This window comes from Rhizobiaceae bacterium, from assembly GCA_023953845.1.
Classification (GTDB): Bacteria; Pseudomonadota; Alphaproteobacteria; order Rhizobiales; family Rhizobiaceae; genus Arvimicrobium.
Window position 1 is genome coordinate 734,674 of sequence record JAMLJC010000001.1, and the last position, 22,471, is coordinate 757,144.

At 65.2% G+C, this 22,471-nt stretch carries 25 protein-coding genes; 11 read left to right on the forward strand and 14 right to left on the reverse strand.

Translation table 11 applies throughout. The features are described from left to right. The first annotated feature begins 363 nt into the window (after positions 1–363). On the forward strand, positions 364–780 hold the full coding sequence (locus M9955_03595; GenBank protein MCO5080724.1) for a hypothetical protein: 417 nt from the start codon (positions 364–366) through the stop codon (positions 778–780). An 82-nt stretch (positions 781–862) separates the two neighbouring features. On the opposite strand, the gene M9955_03600 is transcribed toward M9955_03595, so the two are convergent. Next, a complete protein-coding gene (locus M9955_03600) occupies positions 863–2,947 on the reverse strand; it encodes a PAS domain S-box protein (protein MCO5080725.1) in 2,085 nt (694 codons plus the stop codon). 17 nt (positions 2,948–2,964) lie between these two features. Then, complete coding sequence (locus M9955_03605) at positions 2,965–3,741, reverse strand: response regulator transcription factor (protein ID MCO5080726.1); 777 nt, start codon at positions 3,739–3,741, stop codon at positions 2,965–2,967. A 31-nt stretch (positions 3,742–3,772) separates the two neighbouring features. Between M9955_03605 and M9955_03610 the strand changes: the two genes are divergently transcribed. Beyond that, positions 3,773–4,450, forward strand: coding sequence for a winged helix-turn-helix domain-containing protein (locus M9955_03610; protein ID MCO5080727.1), 678 nt, complete (start codon positions 3,773–3,775; stop codon positions 4,448–4,450). A 32-nt stretch (positions 4,451–4,482) separates the two neighbouring features. Here M9955_03610 and M9955_03615 read toward each other — a convergent pair whose 3' ends face one another. Next, a complete protein-coding gene (locus M9955_03615) occupies positions 4,483–4,626 on the reverse strand; it encodes a hypothetical protein (protein MCO5080728.1) in 144 nt (47 codons plus the stop codon). A 33-nt stretch (positions 4,627–4,659) separates the two neighbouring features. Beyond that, positions 4,660–4,809, reverse strand: a complete 150-nt coding sequence (locus tag M9955_03620; protein MCO5080729.1) for a hypothetical protein — start codon at positions 4,807–4,809, stop codon at positions 4,660–4,662. Positions 4,810–5,169: 360 nt separating this feature from the next. Here M9955_03620 and M9955_03625 point away from each other — a divergent pair, with 360 nt between their 5' ends. Continuing rightward, the gene (locus tag M9955_03625) at positions 5,170–5,619 is read left to right on the forward strand and encodes a L,D-transpeptidase (protein ID MCO5080730.1); all 450 of its coding nucleotides are present in this window, start codon (positions 5,170–5,172) and stop codon (positions 5,617–5,619) included. A gap of 142 nt (positions 5,620–5,761) precedes the next feature. On the opposite strand, the gene M9955_03630 is transcribed toward M9955_03625, so the two are convergent. The 6 genes from M9955_03630 to M9955_03655 form a co-directional block, all read right to left on the reverse strand. Then, entirely contained in the window at positions 5,762–6,697 is a 936-nt protein-coding gene (locus M9955_03630; GenBank protein ID MCO5080731.1) for a phosphatidate cytidylyltransferase, read from the reverse strand. Between the two features lie 2 nt (positions 6,698–6,699). Next, positions 6,700–7,356, reverse strand: a complete 657-nt coding sequence (locus M9955_03635; protein MCO5080732.1) for a 1-acyl-sn-glycerol-3-phosphate acyltransferase — start codon at positions 7,354–7,356, stop codon at positions 6,700–6,702. Positions 7,357–7,379: 23 nt separating this feature from the next. Next, the gene (locus M9955_03640) at positions 7,380–7,835 is read right to left on the reverse strand and encodes a hypothetical protein (GenBank protein ID MCO5080733.1); all 456 of its coding nucleotides are present in this window, start codon (positions 7,833–7,835) and stop codon (positions 7,380–7,382) included. 212 nt (positions 7,836–8,047) lie between these two features. Next, entirely contained in the window at positions 8,048–9,343 is a 1,296-nt protein-coding gene (locus M9955_03645; GenBank protein ID MCO5080734.1) for a phosphatase PAP2/dual specificity phosphatase family protein, read from the reverse strand. Positions 9,344–9,559: 216 nt separating this feature from the next. Continuing rightward, a complete protein-coding gene (locus M9955_03650) occupies positions 9,560–11,329 on the reverse strand; it encodes a bifunctional alpha/beta hydrolase/class I SAM-dependent methyltransferase (GenBank protein ID MCO5080735.1) in 1,770 nt (589 codons plus the stop codon). 1 nt (position 11,330) lies between these two features. Then, on the reverse strand, positions 11,331–11,930 hold the full coding sequence (locus M9955_03655) for a CDP-alcohol phosphatidyltransferase family protein (GenBank protein MCO5080736.1): 600 nt from the start codon (positions 11,928–11,930) through the stop codon (positions 11,331–11,333). Positions 11,931–12,171: 241 nt separating this feature from the next. Between M9955_03655 and M9955_03660 the strand changes: the two genes are divergently transcribed. After that, a complete protein-coding gene (locus M9955_03660) occupies positions 12,172–12,825 on the forward strand; it encodes a hypothetical protein (GenBank protein ID MCO5080737.1) in 654 nt (217 codons plus the stop codon). 15 nt (positions 12,826–12,840) lie between these two features. Here the strand turns inward: M9955_03660 and M9955_03665 are convergent, their stop codons facing one another. Genes M9955_03665 through M9955_03675 form a run of 3 tightly spaced genes read right to left on the reverse strand, consistent with a single transcriptional unit; the run spans position 12,841 to position 14,748 of the window. Further along, complete coding sequence (locus M9955_03665) at positions 12,841–13,614, reverse strand: DUF429 domain-containing protein (protein ID MCO5080738.1); 774 nt, start codon at positions 13,612–13,614, stop codon at positions 12,841–12,843. Next, positions 13,611–14,495, reverse strand: coding sequence for a pyridoxal kinase PdxY (pdxY, locus tag M9955_03670; GenBank protein MCO5080739.1), 885 nt, complete (start codon positions 14,493–14,495; stop codon positions 13,611–13,613). Before pdxY ends, M9955_03665 begins: the two co-directional genes overlap by 4 nt. Before the next feature lie 4 nt (positions 14,496–14,499). Then, positions 14,500–14,748 (reverse strand): hypothetical protein, encoded by a 249-nt coding sequence (locus M9955_03675; protein ID MCO5080740.1) that lies wholly within the window; start codon positions 14,746–14,748, stop codon positions 14,500–14,502. A gap of 145 nt (positions 14,749–14,893) precedes the next feature. On the opposite strand from M9955_03675, the gene M9955_03680 reads away from it, so the two are divergent. From M9955_03680 to M9955_03695, 4 genes are all read left to right on the forward strand, one after another. After that, on the forward strand, positions 14,894–15,544 hold the full coding sequence (locus M9955_03680; GenBank protein MCO5080741.1) for a LemA family protein: 651 nt from the start codon (positions 14,894–14,896) through the stop codon (positions 15,542–15,544). 114 nt (positions 15,545–15,658) lie between these two features. Continuing rightward, entirely contained in the window at positions 15,659–16,525 is an 867-nt protein-coding gene (locus M9955_03685; protein ID MCO5080742.1) for a YgcG family protein, read from the forward strand. A gap of 17 nt (positions 16,526–16,542) precedes the next feature. Next, positions 16,543–17,178 carry a TPM domain-containing protein gene (locus tag M9955_03690; protein ID MCO5080743.1) on the forward strand — a complete coding sequence of 212 codons (636 nt, stop codon included), beginning with the start codon at positions 16,543–16,545 and terminating at the stop codon, positions 17,176–17,178. A 159-nt stretch (positions 17,179–17,337) separates the two neighbouring features. Then, positions 17,338–17,844: a GNAT family N-acetyltransferase gene (locus M9955_03695; protein MCO5080744.1), complete on the forward strand. Its 507-nt coding sequence runs from the start codon at positions 17,338–17,340 to the stop codon at positions 17,842–17,844. A 41-nt stretch (positions 17,845–17,885) separates the two neighbouring features. Here the strand turns inward: M9955_03695 and M9955_03700 are convergent, their stop codons facing one another. Next, entirely contained in the window at positions 17,886–19,280 is a 1,395-nt protein-coding gene (locus M9955_03700) for an aminotransferase (protein MCO5080745.1), read from the reverse strand. A gap of 282 nt (positions 19,281–19,562) precedes the next feature. Between M9955_03700 and M9955_03705 the strand changes: the two genes are divergently transcribed. From M9955_03705 to M9955_03715, 3 genes are read left to right on the forward strand one after another with little or no spacing between them, the layout of a single operon-like run. After that, positions 19,563–20,480, forward strand: a complete 918-nt coding sequence (locus M9955_03705; GenBank protein MCO5080746.1) for an ABC transporter permease — start codon at positions 19,563–19,565, stop codon at positions 20,478–20,480. Beyond that, a complete protein-coding gene (locus tag M9955_03710; GenBank protein MCO5080747.1) occupies positions 20,477–21,298 on the forward strand; it encodes an ABC transporter permease in 822 nt (273 codons plus the stop codon). The genes M9955_03705 and M9955_03710 overlap by 4 nt, the downstream gene beginning before the upstream one ends. 10 nt (positions 21,299–21,308) lie before the next feature. Beyond that, entirely contained in the window at positions 21,309–22,382 is a 1,074-nt protein-coding gene (locus M9955_03715; GenBank protein ID MCO5080748.1) for an ABC transporter ATP-binding protein, read from the forward strand. Positions 22,383–22,471 lie beyond the last annotated feature (89 nt).

Sequence of the window (22,471 nt, forward strand, 5' to 3'; positions counted from 1 at the left end):
ACAGGGTTTCCGTCCGGAGGGCTTCAGCCCGGTCTGCCCTCCCCTGACCTGCGAGACTCCGATTCCCTGTCGGCAACGGTTGATGGAACCTTCCCGACCGATAACCGTTGATGCGACCAGGATACGAAACATCCGGGCGGCGTCTGCCGAAGCGGTCCCGCCCCGTGCGGACAAGTATCTGAAAAAGTTCATTTTATCCGGCAGGTTTGCCATTCGTTTGCGTACGCCATGTGGCATGTATGACGATTTTATGCCCGTTTCTGTTGTTTCACGTTTGTTACAAGATCGTAAACGGGCAACATGGAGCCGATACAAACGCGGAGTAGTTTCGTTTCATAAGGGAACGAAAAAAAGAGAATGCAAATGTTTGGCAAAACGAAATACGGCAAGGTCTCACGGCGGGTCGAGGAAGCAGCCATGCAGAATCCGTTTTTTCCCCAGATCGCGCTGCGTCGCCGCTCGAATGAGCATCCGATGATCATGTTCGCCGCGCTTGCCGGCATCGGCCTCGGCTCGATGGCGCTGATCCCGACTGCTGGTCCGGCGCTCGTCAGCGCCGAGCGTGCCCCCGTCAAGATCGCGGAGACCCTGAAGAATACCGGCAAGGGTCCGCGCCTGCAGCCGCTCACCGACACCGACGTGGCATGCTACGGACAGGTCTGGGGTTCCGAGAGCGAGGAATGCCTGCTCAATATCGCGCGCGATTCCGGACGTGACGGCCGCTCCATACGCATGATCGCGAGCGCCGAGCCGGATACGCAGCGCCCCAATCTTTTCTGAGACCCCGTTTCGAAACCTCCCCTGCGCTCACTCCGGCGCATCCTCGCCCCTCGGCGTTCCTGCCGCCGAGGGGCGTTTTTTATCACCCGGTTGTCAGCGCGACCTGGTCGCCTATGGCGCCGAGGACTCCGCGCACGTCGAGCGTGCTGAACGGCTTCTCCAGAATCTGCGGACGCAGATGCACCGGCAAGGTGTCGACTTCCGCGCGTGCTCCGATCATGTCGCCGGTCACCAGCACGAAACGCCGAGCGAGGTGTGGACGGCGGGCGAGAATCTGCCGGTAGATCTCCATACCGCCGACACCCGGCATGCGCAGGTCGCTGAACAGGATGTCGGGTTCCTGTTCCGCGACGAGATCGTCGAGGGATGTGTAGCTGGCGTCGACGCGGGCTTTCACCCCCATGAGTTCCAGTATGTCCGCGAGCGATCCGGCGACGTCGGCCTCATCGTCGACGATGACGGCAAAGCGAAGGGCGCTGGCGGCGGTCGCCGCGGCGCTGACCCCCGCAGTAGTCCCGCTGGCAAGCGGCAGTTCCACGAGAAAACGCGCACCGCTCGGCGAAGCGGGTTCGAACCAGACGCGCCCCTTGTGGCGCTCGACGATGGATTTCGAGATGGAGAGGCCGATGCCCGTGCCCACGCCCGCCGGCTTCGTCGTGAAGTAGGACTCGAAGACACGGTGCCGGATTTCCTCCGGAATGCCGCCGCCATTGTCCTCGACCGAGAAGCGGGCATTGTCGCCGTCGACATAGGTGCGCACCTTGATGCGGCGCGGCGCCGGAACGCCGTTGAGCGCATGCTGGCTGTTGATGAGGAAATTGGCCGCCACCTGCGTCAGATGATCGGCGTCGCCCATCACCAGCAGCACGCCCGGCGCGAGGTCCGTGTCGATCTGTATGCCGCTGCTCCTGGCGCCATAGGCGGTGACCTCCAGCGCCGAGCGGATGACGGCGTTGAGATCGGTCTCGGCCTGTGCGGTCGGATGCAGGCGCACCATGCCGAGAAAGCTCTTGACGATGCGGCCGCAGCGCTCCGCGGCGGCTCGCACCTTCTCGGCGCGGGACTTGACGCTCGGGTCGCTGGCGAATTCATGCAGCAGCGTGGACTGCGCCACCACCACCGCCAGCGGATTGTTGAGTTCATGCGAAACGCCGGCAAGCAGCGAACCCATGGCCGCCATCTTCTCGTTCTGATGCAGCCTCTCGCGCTGGCGGTTGATCTCGTCCTCGGCCCGCCGCCTTTCGCGCAGGTCGCGGATCGAGCCGAGGATCAGCCTTCGTCCGGCGACGTCCACTTGCGAGGCGGTCAGCTCGATCGGGAATATCTCCCCGTCGGCGGTCATCGACGTCGTCTCGAGGCGGCGGCCGATCATCGGCTTGCCGCGCTTCGCCATATAGTCGGCGCCGTTGGAGTGGCCATCGCGGTAGAAGGGCGGGATCAGCGTATAGAGCACGTCCTTGCCGAGGATTTCCTCCTTGATCCAGCCGAACATGCGTTCCGCTGCGGGATTGAATTCGATGATGGAGCCGATTTCATCGATGACGACGACGGCGTCGAGGGATGCCTGCACCATGGCGGTGCGGATCACCTCGCTGACATGGGCTTCCGATTCGGAGCGCTCGACCGCGTCGCCGATCGACATCGCCATCAGTTCCAGCGCCGACATCTCGCTGTCGGTCCACTCGCGCTCGCGCACGCAGTCGTTGATGGCGAGCGTTCCCCAGAAATGGCCGTGCGCGAAGACCGCCACGGACAGGAACGACCGGATTCCCTGCGTCTCGAAGTCCTCGCGCAGGAAGCCGCTCAGCTCCCGCGTGTGACCGGCGAAGGTCTTGCCCTGGCGCACGTCTTCGGCCAGCCTTTCCAGCAGCGGATCGGTGTCGACCATCGACTGCACGATGATCGTCGGCGGCCGCTGGATCGCCTCGATGAAGGGAGCGGACCAGTAGGCGGCGATGGACTGCGCGAAGCCCTTGCCCGGCAGCTCGCGCATGCGGAACAGGATCGTGCGATGGCAGTCGAGCGCACGGCCTAGCGTCGCCAGCACGCTGTCCATCTCGGACTGCCAGTTGGCGGCCTGCCTGAGCTGGCGTACCAGGCTCGCGCAGACGACGGCCAGGGCGGAACCGGTATCCGGATGCTGGCGATCTGCCGGCCCGTTGCCCATCGCTATCGTCGCGCCGTCTATTCGCCGCCCTGGAGCGAGAAGATGTAGCCTTCTCCGCGCACCGTCCGCAGGAAGCGCGGATTGCCGGGATCGGTCTCTATCTTCTTGCGCAGGCGCATGACGCGGATGTCGACGGCGCGGGAGGATTCCGGATCTTCGGAGAAGCCGATGGCCTCGGAGATCGTGGCGCGGGTCAGCAGCCTGTTCGGGCGGGTCAAAAAGACCTCCAGCACGTCGAACTCGCTTTTCGCCATATCGATGATGCCGCCATCGGCGCCGGTGACGGCGCGTCCGTCGAGATCGGCCGTGAAGCCGCCGAAGCTGACGAGGCGGCGCGCAGCCTGGCCCGACGGCTGCGCGGCGGGGCGCGAAGCCTCCACCGGCGGCAGCCTCCGCAGCACGCTGCGGACGCGCGCCAGCAGTTCCCGCAGCTCGTAAGGCTTCACCAGATAGTCGTCGGCTCCCAGTTCCAGCCCGACGACCCGGTCGATCGCGGTGCCCGCGGCCGAGGCGTAGATGATGCCGGCCGGAAGCTGCGAGCGCAGCCAGCGGCCGAGCGACAGCCCGTCCTCGCCCGGCATGGCGATGTCCAGTATGGCGATCTGGAAGGTCTCGCTGGCGACCAGTTCGCGCATCGCTGCCGCGTTCTCCGCCGTCAGCACGTCGTAGCCGTTCGCGCCGAGATACTCGGCGACGGCTTCCCGGAGATCCGGTTCGTCCTCGACAACGACAATTCGGGCGCGCAGCTGGGCCTGTCCTCCGCTTTCCGCCGAAATTAGATTGGGTATAAACATATTACCAGCATTGCCTTTGAAGAGTGGATTGATGGCCGGCAGACCGATGGTTGCGCTGATCTGCCTCGCACGGGACAGCGGCGCGGCGCTTGAGGAACATCTCGCCCGGCGCGGTTACGCGGTGCGTCGCGTCGAGGAGATATGGGAAGCCGAATCGATGCTCGCCGCCGGCGGCATCGACATAGCGGTGGTCGGCGACGGCGTCGCGCCCGGCAGCGCGCTCGACCTGCTCAGGGCGCATGCCGACGGAAGCGGCCCGCTTTTCGTATTCGTCTGGAGCACGACCGCCCTCGTGGAAAAGGTGCTCGCGCTGGAGCTCGGCGCCGCCGACGTCGTCGATGCGGCCGCGACGACGCGCGAGATCGCGGCGCGCATCGGCGGCCTTGCCGCGCGCAAGGGCAAGAGCGTCGGCGATCTGCTGGTGCTGGAAAACGCCACTGTCGACCTGCGCTCGGCGCTCGTGATGCACCATTCCGGGAGCGAGGAGCAGCTTTCGGCGGGCCAGGTCGCGTTGATCCGCCTTTTCCTCGCCAGTCCCGGCAAGGTGCTGACGCGCGACGACATCGTCGCCGCCGCGCCCGCCGAGAATGCCGACGCCTTCGACCGTTCCATCGATTCCCGCATCGTCCGGTTGCGACGCAAGCTCGACACCGACACGATCGTGACGATCCGCGGCGCGGGCTATCGCTTCGATCCGCCGGGTGAATAGCCGGCAATTGGTTGTGGACGTCTTCAATTCGGTCAGCGCAGTCCGGCCACGATCGCGGGCGCCTCGGCGGCGTCGGCACGGTCCTTGAGCAGCACGGCGGCGACGGCTGCGAAGCCGAGCAGGCCCTGCATGTAGAGCAGCGCTGACAGAACCACGCCGGCAATTCCCTTCTTCATCATCGCTCCTTCGGTTCGACGGCGGGGCCGCCGTCACGCGCCGATGGCGGCATCCGGGCTCGCCGCTGTCACGACACCCGGCGTCCGCGCATCCGGCGCGGCGACCCCGACCATGGCCAGCACGGCGGTGGCCGCCGCGACCTTGCCGGTCCAGGCCATGGCTCCCCGAGCCAGTTCCGTCATCGAAATCCCGTCTTTTCGCTTCATCCCGGCCGCGAAAATGCCGGCTCTCTGTTTCCGCTTCATGCCGCGCGGGGCCGAAGCTGTTGCAGGCAGGTTGCGGGGAAGCGCCGGTTTCGCAGACCGGCGGAACCACAACCACCGAGGAAGATTCCGCCGGATTTCTCCCTCCAAGGTTGCATTTGACGCACCCGCTTTGCACATGTTGCCCGTTTTCGCCTGAACCATGTTGGAAATTGCGGCTTTTGTAACATTCACGAAACGAAATAATTCATTAAGCGAAATTAATCCGAAACAAAACGAACCGATAACCCCTCTTAACGAACACAGCCGAAACCGTTCGGCCAACAGAGGGGTCAGACAATGAAAACCGCCGCCCGTTTCATCAACATCGCCGCCGCCATGCTCGCCGGCGCCATGATCTTCGCCGGCGCCAATGCCGCGCACGCCACCAACCAGCTCGTCGCCCGCGTGTCGCTGTCGCAGCAGACCATGGAGGTTATCGTCGACGGCCGCACCGCCTTCGAATGGAAGGTCTCGACGGGCCGCAAGGGCTACGGCACGCCGACCGGTTCCTACAAGCCGATCCGCATGCACAAGATGTGGTACTCCAAGAAATACGACAACGCGCCGATGCCGCACTCCGTCTTCTTTAACGGCGGTTACGCCGTCCATGCGACGGACGCGGTGAAGCGCCTCGGCCGCCCGGCCTCGCATGGCTGCGTGCGGCTGCATCCGGACAATGCCTCGGATTTCTACAAGCTGGTCGAGACTTTCGGTCCCGGCAACACGCAGATCGTCATCGTGCAGTAGCGGCCCGTGGCGGGGCGGAGCGCACCTTGAGCCGAGGGGTTCGGTTCGGTGCGCTCCTGAAGCGGCGTGGGGTCACTCAGGCGATCCCGCGCCGCTGATTTTTTGAGGGAACGCCGGCGCTGCACCCGAGGCTGAGAGCTGCTCACACCGTCCAGTAGAAGCGCACGATATGGAAGAAGATCGGCGCGGCGAAGACGAGGCTGTCGGCGCGGTCGAGCATGCCGCCATGGCCCTCGATCAGCTGGCCCCAGTCCTTCACGCCCTGGTCGCGCTTGATGGCCGAGGCGACGAGGCCGCCGAGAAAGCCCAGCGTGCAGATCATGAAAGCCACCGCGCCGGCCTGCAGAGGCGTGAACGGCGTCATGAAGGACAGCGCCGCGCCGAGCAGACTGGCGCTGACGAGCCCGCCGATCAGCCCCTCCCACGTCTTCGACGGCGAGACGTTCGGCGAGACGCGGTGCTTCCCGAACAGCTTTCCGAAAATATACTGCAGCACGTCGCTGCCCTGCACCGTGACGATCAGGAAGACGATCAGGAACACTTGGCTCCCCGCGAAACCCGGAATGTCGAGGAACAGCAGGAAGGGCACATGGCTGATGCAGTAGACGGCGATCATGATCGCCCATTGCTGCTGCGCGACGCGTTCGAGGAAACGCTCCGTGTCGCCGCGCAGCGCCGTCAGCGCCGGCATGATGAGGAAGCAATAGACCGGGATGAAGATGGTGAAGAGCCCGTACCATTCCGTCCACACCAGCCAGTACTGGAACGGCAGCACGATGCCGAACATGCCGAGCAGCACCCAGTGGTCGCTGCGGCGCGTGTAGGTCAGCGTCACGAATTCGCGCAGCGCCGCGAAGGACACGAAGGCGAAAAGCAGCAGGATGCCGTTCTTGCCGAAGAGGAAGGCGATCGACATCAGGATCACCATCACCCACCAGGCATTGATGCGCTGGGTGAGGTTGACGAGCGTCGGGCTCGGCTCCGGGCCGGCGCGCCACGACAATATGCCGGCGACAGTCGAGGCGGCGATCAGCACGACATAGGGCGCCAGCATCATGGAGAGTGTGAAGCGCACCATCGCTATTTCTCCGGCCGCGGATCGAGCGCCAGCAGCGCGTCGCGGGCGCGATGCAGGAAGGCGTGACGATCCTCGCCCTCCTCCGGCGCGACCGGCGCGCCGAAGACCGCGCGGCAGAGCAGCGGCACCGGCAGGAACTCGCCTTTGGGCAGCACGCGCGACATGTTCTCGATCCAGCAGGGGACAAGTTCGACGTCGGGACGCGCCAGCGCCAGATTGTAGAGGCCGGACTTGAAGGGCAGCAGCGGCTCCTCCGTCATGTTGCGCGTGCCCTCGGGAAAGAGGATCAGCGAATCGCCCTGATCCAGCACGCCGAGCATCACAGCCATCGGGTCCTGCTTGCGTTCCGCCCAGTTCCGCTCGATCAGCACGGAAGAGAGCATGTCCTCGGCGATGAAGCGCCGCAGCCGCGTCTTGCCCCAATAGTCGGCCCCGGCCACGGCGCGGGTGCGGCGTCGTTCCCGTGGCGGCAGGCAGGCCGAGACGAGGATGAAGTCGCCATGGCTCGTGTGGTTGGCGAAATAGATGCGCTGACGATCGGACGGCGTCGTGCCTTGCCAGAGCGGCCGCACGCCGGTCACGACGCGGGCGAGGGTCGCCAGCACCGCCGATGTCACCGCGCGCAGGAATCGGAACAGCAATGTCCTGGTTTCGCCCATTATCCGCCTCTTGGCGGATTCCGTTACGCGAAGTTTGCGGCCAAGGCCAGCGCGGCCGCGAGGATGGAGAGGAGTGCGAGAGCGCTCTGCCGGCGCATCCAGCGCCGCGTGCCGGCGATGCGCTGGCTGAGCGGCCGCGTCGTTTCGGGCAACGGCTTCAGCTTCGCCCTCGCCAGAAAGTCGTCGACCGCCCCGCCGCCTGAAAGCTCGTCCGGATAGGTGGCCATCAGCGTGAACAGGGCGACGTCGAGAAGGAGCAGGGCGGAAATGGCGAGGATGGCGACGGCGCAGACGAAGCTCGCGACCGCAAGGAGGGCGCTAAGGAACGGATGAGAGCCGGGAAGGATCATCACGACAACGATGACGGCCGGGACGCAAAGCACGCTTGCAACGTCAGCCGAGATCGCATGCCGCTTTGCGCGCGAGGCGATCAGGCGGCAGTCGAAGTGGTAATTGCCCGGGCTCGAACCGTCTGTCACTGTTTCCCTTTCAGTTGCTGCTGCGAGTTGTTCGCTCGGCGAACTACCCCTCTCCGTCTCGGGCTTCGCCCTCCCCACCTCTCCCCAGAGGGGCGAGGAACCCAAGCTGGAAAAGCGCCGGCATCGCGGCAGAATCCGACCTCAGTTCCTCGCCCCTCTGGGGAGAGGTGCCGAGCAAAGCGAGGCGGAGAGGGGTACCGTGCAATGCAAGATTATCCCAAATGCACCCGCCGTCCGGCTTTTGCCAGCAACGCCTCCACTTCTGACCTATCCTTCGCCCGTCCCGTATCGATCAGCCATCCCGCCACCACGCCCGCGCTGCGCTGGAAGCCGAGGGCGCAGCAGACGAGCACCGGACCTCTTGCCCGGGAAATCTCGATCTGCGCTGCGGCATCCCGCTTCGTCGTCGCCTCGGGCCGCACCAGATCCATCATCGGAAAGGCCACCCATTCGCCCTCCGCACGGGCCGGGCGCTCCAGTTCCGCCGCGAGGTCTATCACCGTCGCGAAATCCGCCGCCTCCTTCACGCTCGGCCATCGCCCCAGAAAGACGCCGTCCGCAACCTCCACGCTCGGCGCGAGTTTGCGCGTCCAGGCCCACACGTTGATCAGCGCGCCGGCCCGATACGGCCAGAGCAGCCACCGGCTGGCGAGGCTGACACGCCCGTCCGCCGTCTTCTGGAACACTTTTGGACCGCCGCCGAAATAGCCGAAGGAAACGATGACGAGCGCCAGTGCAGGCCACAGCAGCGCCAGCCACGCCGCTTCCCGGAATGCGCCGACGACCGCCCCTATCAACAGCAGAACGGCTCCGCCGAGATAGAAGCCACCGAGCCGCCGCGCCTTCGGGCCCATGGTCGGTCGAAAGCCGGCAAACGGCATTTCCCCCTTCGCCGGAAACAGCCATAGCGCGAACAGGCCAAGCAGCGCGCCGGTCGGAATATCGATGAAGTGATGCTGATAGGTTGTCATCACCGAGGCGCCGATCAGCACGCACCAGACATGCCAGACCGGCCGCAGCCATCCGGGCATCCTGTGGCGCAGATGATCCCAGATGATCACCAGCAGCGCGATATGCAGCGACGGCGCCTGGTTGAACGGCTTGTCGAAACCGCCGAGCACGTCGAACATGAAGCCCGGCAACCCGTTGGTTTCTGGACGCGAAAAGGTCGCCGCCAGCGGAAAGAGAAGAAAGCACAGGCAGGCGATGGTCTGCGCCGTCAGATAGCGCCCAGCCAGCCGGTTCACGCCGGACGCGCTGTCATTGACGAACAGCGACAGCCCGTAGAAAGCGTTGATCGACCAATAGGGAATGATGGTCCAGGCAAGGAAGGGTATGTGGCGTTCCCAGCCATAGACGACGCTGCCCACCCCATTTCTGGTCGAGGCATGCCAGTTGGCGAAGCCATAGGTCAGATAGAAGAGCGGGGCGAGGAAGACGAGCCAGAGCGCCGCGCGCTTGAAAACCGCGATGTAGCCTTGAGAACCAGTGATCGGCAGCGCGGTCATGAAGATAGCCGGCCAGGTTTCGGCGGGACTACCCCGACCCCTGACCCCTCCCCACAAGGGGGAGGGGAACCGGGCATCCGTGGCGCCCGTCGCCAACCTTCAATGGTGGGCGCAGGAACCGTAATGCAAACGTCCCCCTCCCCCTTGTGGGGAGGGGTCAGGGGTCGGGGTATCCGGCGCTCGAGGCTGAAAGCAGACTCTGTCATCGTACAAGAATCACACCCGTTCCGCCGTCGATACGGTGAAAATCCCCCATTGGTCGATGCGCTGCTCCAGCTTGCGGAAACCGGCCGCTTCCACCAGTTGATCCATTTCCGCCTGTGTGCGCCGCCGCATCACCCATGCCGCGCCGCCGCGATGCGAGGTGAGGCTGCGGGCGATCATTTCGAGCTGCGGATGCCAGGGCTGGTTGGTGTAGACGAGCAGCGAGCCGGGCGTCATGGCGCGGGCGAGGCCGTCGAGGGAACGCGCGATCAACCCGTTGTCGGGAAAGAGTTCGTAGAGGCCGGAGACGATGGCGAGGTCGGGCGCAGGCTCTATTGCGGCCAGCCCGTCGCCGTCGAAGGCGTCGGCCTCGTGGAACGTGGCGATCGCGCCGAGTTTTCTGTCGGCGATCAGCTTGCGCCCGGCCGAAACGTTGATGCCGGAATAATCCTGCAGGCGGATCGTCGCCGGTTGATCGGGCAGTTCCGCCACGGCGTCGAGCACGTAGCGTCCATGTCCGGCGGCGATATCCAGAATGTGGAGATCGCGCCCGGCGGCCTTGAGCCGTGTCGCGGCCGTTCCGATCAGTTCCTCCAGATGGGCCTTGCGCTGGCGGATGCCGCGCCAGCCTATGGCGTCGAGATAGGTCCGGTCGACGGCCCTGCCGATCGGCCCCAGGCCGCGCGGCTCGTTCTCATAGACGTAGTCGAGCGTGGAGCCCGAATCGAACCCGGTCTTCACGCCGATGCCGAGGCCTTTCGAGACCCACGAACCCAAGCGGATCGAGGCGCGGTTCATGGCCCAGTAAAGCCCCTTCGGGCTGAGCGACGGCAGGGGACACGCGAGACGATCGGCCTCGTCACGCGTATAGCCGGCGCGATGGGCGTCGGTGAGCACGACGGGCGGCTCGGGAGTGTCGAACTGGGTCAGGATGAAGCGTCGTGCCTCGGCGATCGCCCTGGCGCGATCGGCCTCGCCGAGCGTGTCGTGGTAGAAACCATCGAGCACATGGCGCTCCTTCACGCGGCTGCCGAGATTGACGAAGAATTCGTGCTGCGGGCCATGCCGTACGACCCAGTCCGCGCCGGAAATCAGAAGTTGCGTCGGGACGGTGATCGCGCGGGCGTCCGCGACCACGCGCGCGGCATGCTCGTAAAGTTCGACGAGGATGTTCGATGCGATCGGCCGCGTGATCAGCGGATCGCTCTCGAAGGATTTTATGCGCGCTCTGTCATGCGTCAGGAAGCGCGCCTTGACGTAGGAATTGACGAAGAATGTGCCTTTCAGCCTCTGCCAGAGCGCGATGCCTTCCTTCGCGAAAGGCACGTAGAGTTTCACGCTGAAGGCCGGCGAGGCCAGCACCAGCGCCCTGACCTTCGGCGCGTAGTCATGCGCCCATGTCGCGGCGAGCACCGCACCGACCGACTGCGCGACCACTGCGACATCGGCCTCGTCGAAACCGTCGTTTGCCTTGATTTCCTTGAGGAACGCGTCGATGTCGCGCACCGAATGGGCGAATGAAGGCGACCAGCCGCGTTTGCCCGGCGAGCGGCCGTGACCGCGCGCATCCCAGGCGTAGAAGGTGAAATCCGGGAGATCGAACTCGTCCACCAGATGCGCCATGCGGCCGCCATGCTCGTGGCCGCGATGGAGGAGCAGGACAGCGCCGCGCGCCACGCCGTTCAGCGCCGGCCAGACGCGGTAGAAAAGCTCGGTGCCGTCATGCGTTGCGAATGTCCGCTCGACAGGCGTTCGCACTGCCGGTCCGTTGGTCCCGTCCATCCTATCTCCCCAAGCCTGCCCGAACCCGGTTGACGACAGTGACGGCGGAAAGCGCCGCCAGCAACGGGAAAATCCACGAAAGCCATGCCGGCAGCGCAAAGCCGGAGGCGACGAGCACGGCGACGATGCCCAGCGCAAGAGCACGGTCGCTCTTGCCGAGCGGCCCGGCATAGTTGCGGCCTATGCCCGCCGGAATGCCGAGAACGCCCGCGAATTCCACGATGACGGCGGCGATGGCGAAGGCGACGACGCCGGCCGGCGCGAACGGCGAAACGAAGGCGAAGGGCAGTATCAGCGCGAGATCGGAAACGACGTCGCTCAACTCGTTCAGATACATGCCGAGGGTGGAAGCCTGCCCGAACTCCCGCGCCAGCATGCCGTCTATGGCGTTCAGCGCCATGCGGATGAAAAGCACCGCCGGCAGCATCCAGAACACGGCCCGATCGTCGGGATAGACGGCGAGCAGGATGCCGGCGGCGACCGACAAGAGCATCGCCGCGATCGTGATCTGGTTGGCGGTGACGCCAGCCGATGCCAGCCGGGAGGTCAGCGGCCGGAGCAAGGCCTGGAAAGCAGGCTTGATATCATAGAGCGTCGCCACCGAATCATCCCTCTTTTGACCGGTTGAACACTGTTCAATCGCCTCTGATACACCGTTTCACCAGCACTGAACAGTGTTCAATCTGCAACCGGCGGCGCATCTCCAGTGGCAAATCTGCATCACTCATTTGTCAGAATACAAGCCGCGTGCTGGAACGCGAAACAAACAATCGACAACGAGCCGGCTTCGCATAGCCTGCGATTCGAGGGGTGCGCTGTTCAATCTACATATCGGGATTGTCATGAAGCGAGCCATTGTCGCGTTCTTCGCGTCTTTCTTGTCTCTAGCCTTACCAGCCTCTGCCCAGGACGACCCGCCGCCGACATTCGGGTTCGTCACTGAAGATCCTTTCCTCCAGCCGGGAGAGGAAGCGAAGAGGAACGACGTCACCATTCTCGGGGGAGTCTTCGTCTCCGACACCTTCGGCGGGGCAGCGGAATTGTGGAGCGCGGACTATCTCGACAGCTACATGTTCGGGGCGATCGTCGGACGCGATTTCTACGATCTCGGCTACGGCTTCCTGCTCGGCGGCGTCGTCGGCGCGAGCGTCCGTTTCGGTGACGACGAGCCGGACACGACCGGTGAGCTGTGGACCGGGCTTCGCCTGCGGCATCAGGGGTTTCTCATCGGCAATCTGCTGATTTCCCCCGGCATCACCGCCGGTTTCAGCGCCGTGACGGGGGCGAACTCGGTCGAGCGCGAGCGCGAACTCTACTATGACGGCGACGCGAGCCTCCTCGGCTATATCGGACCCGAACTGGCGTACCGCTGGCGGACGCTGCCCAATGTCGAAACGGTCACGCAACTCCACCATCGTTCGGGCGGAGCCGGCACTTTCGGCAATATGGGCGAAGGCTCGAACGCGTGGACTTGGGGACTGCGTTTCAAGTTCTGACCGGAGCAGTCGCCCTCAGCACCAGATGGCGATCGGTATGCCGTAGCTGTCCCTGCCGGGTGGCGAGGGAAAGGACATCGCCTCGCCGCGTGCGATGCGGCCCGCGACGAGACACATTGCGGTGGCGTCGAGGAAGTCGTCGGATGCAGCGCCGCGCGGAGGCGATTGGTCGAGAAACATACGGGGCACGCCCGATGACGCGAGCAGGATCCTGCGCTCTTCCATGCCGGCGGGATTGACGCGGTTCTTCACCTTTTTCGGCAGCGACATCGGCATGCCGGCGTTCAGGCACCGGAAGGCCATTTCCGGATGCGATTCATGGATTCTCGTCCGCAGTTCGGGCCGCTCGCGAAGCAATCTGTCGATCTCGCGTATCTTCGAGAAAATACCGAAGGCCTGGATGGAAACGCCGCGCGGCGGGTCCGACGTCCACCGTGCCGTCTCGCTTGCCCGGCGATGCGCGTCGTACCATGCATCGAGCGACCTGAAGGGCGCCTCGTCCGCATAGACGGCGGCGCGGGAGGGAATCGAGAACACGCTGGACTGCCGCTCGCCGAGCAGGGGCCGCACCAGCGATTCCGGCCCGCGGCCACCGCGGCGGGTGAAATCCGGCAGGCCGATCGGCATGTCGACGGCAAGCAGCGCGTCGTCGGGCATCCCGGACAGCAATCCTTCGAAAGAAGGGAACACCCTCACGTCGAACGCCCGGGCCGGTCTTGCCGTTGCGGCGATCCAGCCCGCCTTGCAGCCATCGACGCCAACGAGTGTCGGAAGCGCGTCGAGACTCATGCCCGCCGGTCGCGGCCGGGATGCGTCAGGTGCCGGAGCTGGACCATGGCCATGGGGTGGGAAAGGCTGGCGGCGTCGGTTTCCAGCGTCAGTTCGTCGGCGCCGCGCTTGGCCGTGCGCGCAAGGATCTCGAAGACGGCGGCCGTGGTCGTCTGCAACGCCTTCGCGTCCGGTTGTCCGGACAGGAGCCGCGCCAGGAACACGGCGGCGGTGAGATCGCCGAGCCCGTTCGGCGGACGATCGATGATGCGGTGCTCCGCAAGCAACGCCTCGTTCGGTGTCAGCAGCAGATTGCCGGTGCCGCCGGCCATCATGGCCGGGGACGACGTGACCAGCACGCTGCGCGGGCCTGCATCGAGCGCTCCCGCCATCACCGCGCGCATGTCGGGCAGTTTCGCGCCGACCAGCCATTCCAGCTCGTAACGGTTCGGCGTGACGATATCCGCGATCGGCAGCAAATCGTCGCGCATCGCCTTCGCCAGCGCTTCCGGCACATAAAGGCCGCCCACGTCGCCGATGACGGGATCGCAGATATAGGTCGCGCGCGGATTCCGCGCCTTGACGGTCTTGACCAGCGCGGCCACCGCGCCCGCCTGCGAGGCGTCGCCGAGATATCCCGACAGGACGGCTGTGACTTCGCCCAGCCACGGAGCGCGCTCCAGGTCGGCCATCAGCGCCGCGAAGGCGTCGGAAGGCGGCACGATGCGCGTCGCGCGGCTGTGGCCCGGATGCCAGGGCAGGATGACCGTCGGCACCGCCCAGACGGGAAAGCCCAGCGTCTCCAGCGCGAACACGGCCGCCCTGTTGCCGACGGAGCCGCGCACCACATGGCTCGACACGACGATGACGGCGCGGGGCGCGTCGGCTTCGGCATTGCTCATGAAATCACCCGCCGCGAATCAGAAAGACGACAAGCCAGATGAACAGCGCCGCCGTGAGGATCAAGCCCAGCGAACGACCGATGCGCGTGCCGAGCCTGTCGATCCTGTCCTCGGCTTCGCCGTCCTTCGCCGTGACATGATCGCGCAATCCGGCCGAAGCACGGGCCAGCAGGGAACTGTCGGCCTCGTGCGAGACGCGATCCAGAATGCGTCGCGATTCCTCCGCCTGCCGGTCGTCGTCGGGTTGGTTCATTCGGCTCCGCCCTTCATCCGTGCCTATTCCTTTCGCGCGCCGTTTCACAGTGCCGGCGTCCTCTGGACCGCCATTTTCTTGCGCCTGCTTTATGCTACACCAGCGGCACTGAAATTGTGCCTGTCCATCCATACGAGGGCTCGTCATGACCACCCTGCCGCTTCGTGCCAGCCGGTTTCCGCACCGGGCGTTCGCCTTCCTGCTCCTGCTTGTCCTTGCGCCCCTGCTTTCGGCCTGCGGCTACAACACGATTCCGACGGCGGAGGAGAACGCCAAGGCGGCATGGAGCGAGGTGCTCAACCAGTATCAGCGCCGCGCCGATCTCATCCCCAATCTGGTCGAGACCGTGAAGGGATATGCGGCGCACGAGAAAGAGGTGCTTGAAAGCGTGGTCGAGGCACGCGCCAAGGCGACACAGGTGACGGTATCGCCCGAGACGTTGAGCGATCCCGAAGCCTTCAAGCAGTTCCAGGACAATCAGGCCGGACTGACCAGCGCGCTGTCGCGGCTGCTGGCTGTGGTTGAAAACTATCCGGACCTCAAGGCGAACCAGAATTTTCTGGCGCTGCAGGCGCAACTCGAAGGCACGGAGAACCGCATCGCGGTGGCGCGTCGCGACTATATCCAGGCCGTGCGCGACTACAATCTGACGCTGAGAACCTTCCCGTCGGTGCTGTGGGCGACGTTCTGGTTCACCGGCAACGAGCCCTACCAGAACTTCAGCGTCGAGGAGGACAAGCTCAAGGTGCCTACCGTCGATTTCGGCAGCGGCTCCGGCGGCAATTCGGGCGGGTGAGACTGCATTGAATCCGCGCTGAAATCGCCGAGCATGTACGCGGAAACACCCTGTTCTGTCCTGCCGGACAGCACCCCCACCCCTGCCCACTCCTCGCAAGAGGGAGGGGCTAGAATGGGGATTCTCTCATCCATGAGTGCCCGGCCCTCGACGGCGAATATCATCGGTTTCGGACGTTTTGTTCCGCTATTCGCTTTCCTGCTTTTTCTCATCGTATCGGCTTCCTCCGCCGTCGCCGCCGAACTGCCGGCGCTGACCGGCCGGGTGGTGGACAATGCGGGCATGATCGACGCGTCGACGCGCCAGTCGATCGTGTCGAAGCTGGAGGCGTTCGAAAAGAAGACCTCGGCGCAGGTGGTGGTCGCGACCGTCGACAGCCTCGACGGCGAGGCGATCGAGCCCTACGCCAACCGGCTCTTCCGCGCCTGGGGGCTTGGGCAGGCCGGCGACGACAACGGCGTGCTGCTGCTGGTGGCCAAGAACGACCGCAAGATGCGGATCGAGGTCGGTTATGGACTGGAAGGCACGTTGACGGACCTGCACTCCAAGCTCATCATCGAGAACACTATGGTTCCGGCCTTCCGGGCGGGCGATTTTTCCGGCGGAATCGCGAAAGCCGTCGACCAGATCCTGATGGTGCTCGAAGGCAATGCCGACGAGATCACGCCGCCAGATTACCAGTACACGGCGCCCGAAAGCGATATCGACCCGATCTTCGTCATCTTCATCGTGATCTGGGGCACGCTGTTCATCGGCGGCTTCGCCTCGGCTTTCCTGGCTCCGATCTTCGGCAAGAAGATCGGAAAGAACCGCTACCGCTGGCTGGGAATGGATTTCGAATTCGGCGGTGGATCGTCGAGCGGAGGCGGCTGGTCCTCGGGCTCGTCCTCTTCCGGATGGTCGAGCGGCAGCAGCAGTAGCGGCGGCTTCTCGGGCGGCGGAGGTTCGTCCGGCGGCGGCGGTGCATCGGGGAGCTGGTGACATGAGGGGCCGGTGATATGGCGCGCAACCTGACGGCCGAAGAGCACCAGCGTGTCACGGAAGCAATACGCGCGGCGGAGAGCCGGACGTCCGGCGAGATTTATTGCGTCGTGGCCCGCAGCAGCGACAGCTATTTCTTTCCCGCCATAAGCCTCGTGCTCGCTTTCATCCTGGCCGGCAGCCTGGTCGTCGCGCTGGTGCTGGAACACTGGTGGGTGAGCGTGCGGCTGCCATGGTTCGCGGCCGCGCAGGTGCTCGCGGCGCTGTGCGCGGGCGTCGTGCTGTGGATCGTCCCGGCGCTTCGCATCCATCTCGTGCCGCACCAGCTTCGTCACCGGCGCGCGCACGACAATGCCCTGAAGCAGTTCCTCGCGCGCAACGTGCACCTGACCGCGCAGCGCACCGGCGTTCTGCTGTTCGTATCGCTGGCCGAACACTATGCCGAGGTCGTGGCCGATAGCGGCATCGACCGGAAGGTGGAACCTGAAACGTGGGAAGCTGCCGTCGCCATGCTGATCTCCGGGGCAAGGGACGATAGGCTGGCCGACGGATTCGCCGATGCCGTGGGCGCGGTAGGCTCAGTCCTGGCGGCGCATTTCCCCATCGGCAGCGGCGATCAGAACGAACTCGACGACCATCTGGTCGAGATCTGAGCGAGGGCGGACGTCAAAACACCGTGATCCGTTTCCGCACGGGTCGGGAGCGCCCCGCGAAGGCCTCGCGCCGTGTCGTGGGATGCGCAGTGTGGATTTGTTCCGGGAAGGCGTCGAGACGCTTGCGCCCAGCGAAGGGTGGTCTATGGTTAACAAATCATGAATACCCTGACGATCGATATACGCAAGGCCGAACCCCGCGATGCGGACGCCATCGCCGACGTGCATCAGGCGGCATGGCAGGGCACCTATGCCGGCATCATCCCGCATCGTGCGCTCAACGGAATGCTCGGCCGGCGCGGGCCGCAATGGTGGGCGCACGCGATCCGGCGCGCGACGTCGATCCTCGTGGTCGACATGGGCGGCAAAGTGGCCGGCTACGCCACGATCGGCCGCAACCGGGCGCGGGAATTGCCGCAGCAGGGCGAAATCTACGAGCTCTACCTCAGGCCCGAATGCCAGGGCATCGGCCTCGGCACGCGGCTGTTCGCGGCGGCGCGGGCGCGGCTCGCGGCGCACAACATGAAAGGCCTCGTTGTGTGGGCGCTGGAGGACAATGTCGGCGCGCTCGACTTCTATGCCGGCGCCGGCGGCCGCGACATCGCGGAGGGCGTCGAGGTGTTCGACCAGAAGGCTCTGCGCAAGATCGCCTTTGCCTGGGACTGACGCGTTCCGTAGCCTCCAGACTGAGGGTCAGGACCTGGCTCCTACCCGTTCCAGATGCCTTCCGTCCTGAGATCGTCCATGGTGCGCGAAATGCCCTCGCGCAGGATCGATGCCATCTCGTCGATCTCTTCGCGCGTGATGACGATCGGCGGCGACATGACGCACATATGGATCAGCGGCCGCACCAGAAGACCGAGCGACTGGCAATGCGCGTCGATGCGGCGGCCGACATCCTTGTCGAGCCTGATCGGATTGTTGCTCTCGCGGTCCGCCACGCATTCGACGCAGGCCATGAGGCCGACGCCGCGCACCTCGCCCACCAGCGGCAACTCCTCCAGTTCCTTCAGACGCGACTGGAAGTAGGGCGCGACCGCCCGCGCATGCTCCAGCGCGCCGTTTTCGAGCAGGTCGAGATTCTTCAGCGCCACCGCGCAGCCGATCGGATGGCTGGAATAGGTGAGGCCGTGGCCGAACAGGGCGTCCGGTCGGTTGGTGCGCCGCAGTTCCTCCAGCAGCCGCCCGGAGATCATGACGCCGCCGAGGGGGAAATAGCCCGAGGTCACGCCCTTGGCGAAGGTGATCATGTCCGGCTCGATGTCGAACACATCGCCCGAGGCGAAGACATGGCCGAGCCGGCCGAAGGCTGTCACCACCTCGTCGGAGATGTAGAGGATGTCGTTGTCGCGGCAGAGGTCCCGGACGCGCTTGAGATAGCCGGGAGGCGGCACGATCACGCCGCCGGAGGCCTGGACCGGCTCGGCGATGAAGGCGCCGATGCGATCCGCGCCGATGCGCGCCACCGTCTCGCGGAACTCCTCGACGAGGGAATCGGCGAACGCCTCGACCGTCATGCCCGCCGGGCGGCGGATGGGATCGGGACTGGACAGCCTGACCACCAGCTCGTCCGCCCCGTCCATCCAGTCGCGCTCGCGCGGGCGGCCGTTGAGCGAGGCCGAAAGATAGGTCGAGCCGTGATAGGCGCCGCCGCGCGACAGCACGATCTTCTTCTCGCGGCGGCCGCGCACATTGTTCATGAACTGCATGAAGCGCAGCGCCGTCTCGACCGCCGACGAGCCGCCCGTCGTGTAGAAGACATGGTTGAGATCGCCCGGCGCATGCGCCGCGAGCCGTTCCGCCAGCACCGCCGACGGCGCGTTCATCGTATACCACGGCGTGTTGTAGGACAGCGCCATCGCCTGGTCGTAGAGGACCTGCGCCAGTTCGCGGTTGCGGTGGCCGAGATTGACGCACCACATGCCGGCCGGCCCGTCGATGAGCCGCCGGCCCTCCGCGTCGGTGATATGGACACCCTCGCCGGCGGTGATCAGGCCGAGCGCATCCGTGCCGATGGAGCCCGCGATCGGCCATGGCTGGATAAGATGGCGCTCGGCGAGTTGGACCGCATCCGGCGACCCGCCGTCGGAATCGGCAGGCATATTCGCGAGCTTTGTCCAGTCATGCGCTGCCGCCATACGAATTCTCCACGATCATCGTTATTCAAAGCGCCGCGCTCGACTGGCACAAGCCATTGAAAATCCGGAGCTCATTTCCATCATTTTGAATGGCAGTTCAATCAATAGAGCAGAAATGCCGCTTGATTTCAATCTGCGAATGGGCATGATGCCGTCAAACGGCGCAATGGGACCGCCGCACAAGCAGGGGACGTGCATGTCGGAAGCGCCGGACATGCTGACCGGATATACGGAAGACCGCCTCCAATGACGGTCGTCGCGGAAGGCTCGCCCCGTCTCAGCGCCTCCCGCTCCCGCCGTGGCCAGTGGCTGCAATCCGAAAGCTCCCAGGGCCTGGCCCTGATCAGCCCGACGCTCGCCTTCGCGCTCGTCATGCTCGTCGTGCCGATCATCGTGGTCGTCGCCCACAGCTTCTGGACGCAGCACTATCTGACGATCGACCGCACCTTCACCCTCGAACAGTATCGCATCGCGCTGACCGAGCCGATCTACCGCGACCTTTTGATGCGTTCGCTCTTCATCTCGCTTGTGGTGAGCGCCGCGACGGTCGCGCTGGCCTATCCGATCGCCTACTTCATCTCCTTCTACGGCGGGCGGCACAAGGGCCTGTGGCTCTTCCTCATCACCATCCCCTTCTGGACGAGCTACCTGCTCCGGGTGATGTCGTGGAAGGTGATTCTCGGCTTCAACGGCGTGCTGAACTCCGGCCTGATGGGCATCGGCGTCATCGACGAGCCGTCGACCGCCTTCCTCTACAACACCACCGCCGTCGTCATCACGCTGACGCACGCCTGGGCGGCCTTCGCGATCCTGCCGATCTTCGTTTCGCTGGAGAAGATCGACCGCACGCTGCTGGAAGCCGCGACCGATCTCGGCGACGGACCGTTGCGCCGCTTCGTCCGCGTCACGCTGCCGCTTTCGCTGCCCGGCGTCATTTCGGCCATCCTGATCGTCATGATCCCGACGGTGGGCGACTTCGTCACGCCGAAGCTGGTCGGCGGCAAGGACGGCGTGATGATCGCCGGCGCCATCCAGTCGCAGTTCGGCAAGGGCGCCAACTGGCCGCTCGGCGCCGCGCTCTCGGTGACGACGATGATCGTGGTGACGGCCATGGCCGCCGCGACGGTGCTGATCCTGCGCGGCATGGCGAGGCTGGCGCGATGACCCTGCCGGGCAGACTGCTCGGCAAATGGCTGCCGGCCTATGCCTTCCTCTATATCGCGTTCCTCTATCTGCCCGTGCTGCTGCTGCCCGTGTTCTCGGTGAACACGGCTGCCACGCCCCGCTTCCCGCTGCAGGGCTACACGCTGAAATGGTACGAGAGCCTGCCGAATACGCCGGCGCTGCTCGACGCGGCGTGGAACAGCCTCGTCGTCGGCGTCGCCGCGTCCGTGCTCGCGACGGTGCTCGGCATCTGCGCCGCACGCGCCATCACCCGCTACCGCTTTCCCGGCCGGCGGCCGATCAACGGCCTGATCATGGCGCCGCTGGTGCTGCCGGAAATCATCGTCGCGGTGTCGCTGCTCATCGTGCTCCTGCAGCTCGGGCTCGAACTCTCGCTCTTCACCGTGGTGCTCGGCCACGTGCTGATCTGCATCCCCTATTCGATGACGGTGCTCACCGCCGGCTTCGAGGGTTTCGACCGCAGCCTGGAGGAAGCGTCCGCCGACCTCGGCGAAACCGCCTTCGGCACCTTCCGGCGCGTCACGCTGCCGATGGTGGCCCCAGCCATCATCTCCTCGCTGCTCGTCTGCTTCACCATCTCGCTCGACGAGTTCATCCTGGCTTTTTTCCTCACCGGCACGGAGGTCACGCTGCCGGTCTACATATGGGGCCAGCTCCGGTTTGCCGCCAAGCTGCCCAGTGTGCTGGCGCTCGGCACACTGCTCCTTATAGGGTCGTTCCTGCTGCTGAGCGTCGCCGAATTCCTGCGGCGGCGCGCGGAACGCCAGACCCGGATGACGGGAACCGCTCATGCCTGATCCGCGCGCCATGATCGAGATCCGCAACGTCACGCGAAGCTACGGCGCGTTCAAGGCTCTGAACGACGCCTCGCTCGTCATCCGGGAGGGTGAATTCTTCTCGCTGCTCGGCCCGTCGGGTTGCGGCAAGACCACGCTGCTGAGGATGATCGCCGGTTTCGACACGCCGACCAGCGGCTCCATCCTGGTCGATGGCCAGCCGATGGACGGCATTCCCGCCAACAGGCGGCCGACCAACATGGTGTTCCAGAGCTATGCCATCTTTCCGCATCTCAATGTCGAGCAGAACGTCGCCTACGGCCTGAAGCGACAGAAGCTCGACGCCGGCGAGGAGAAACGGCGCGTTGAGGAGGCCCTGTCGCAGGTGTCGCTCTCCGGCCTCGGCAAGCGGCGCGCGACGGAGCTTTCCGGCGGCCAGCGCCAGCGCGTCGCGCTCGCCCGCGCGCTCGTCATGCGGCCAAAGGTGCTTCTGCTCGACGAGCCTCTGTCGGCGCTGGACAAGAAGCTGCGCGAGCAGATGCAGGTGGAACTGCGCCATCTCCAGCAGACCGTGGGCATCACCTTCGTGCTCGTCACCCACGACCAGTACGAAGCGCTGGCAATGTCAGACCGCATCGCCGTGATGTTCGGCGGCAACATCGCGCAGATCGCCGCGCCCAAGGAGATCTACCAGCGGCCCGTCAACCGGCAGGTGGCGGATTTTCTGGGGGGCATGAATTTCGTCAGCGCCGAAATCGTGGATGAGGAAGCGCAGGCGATCGTCGTCGACACGGCCGGCTTCGGCAGGGTGAAGACGGACAAGCCCGCCAGCTACAGGCGCAACGGCAAGGCGGCGACGCTTGGCATCCGGCCCGAGCGCCTGCGCGTGCTGTGGGACGATGCGACCGCCCAGCACGAAGTGGCGGGAACGGTGATCGACCGGCACTATTTTGGCGAGACGACGCATCTGATCGTCGAGGTGCCCGGCTTCGAGAAGCCGCTTTCGGTGGTCGAGACCAACAATTTCGGCGCCGACGACCTGCCGGTCGGCGCCGAAATCAGACTTGCCTACGATCCGGACGCGCTGGTCGCCCTGTCCGACTGAACAGCCTCCCGCAACGGCCTTTTTGCCCTGCGATCTTCTATACGCCGCCACCGCGGCGTGCGACAAACCGTGCCGGCAGCAACGAGGGG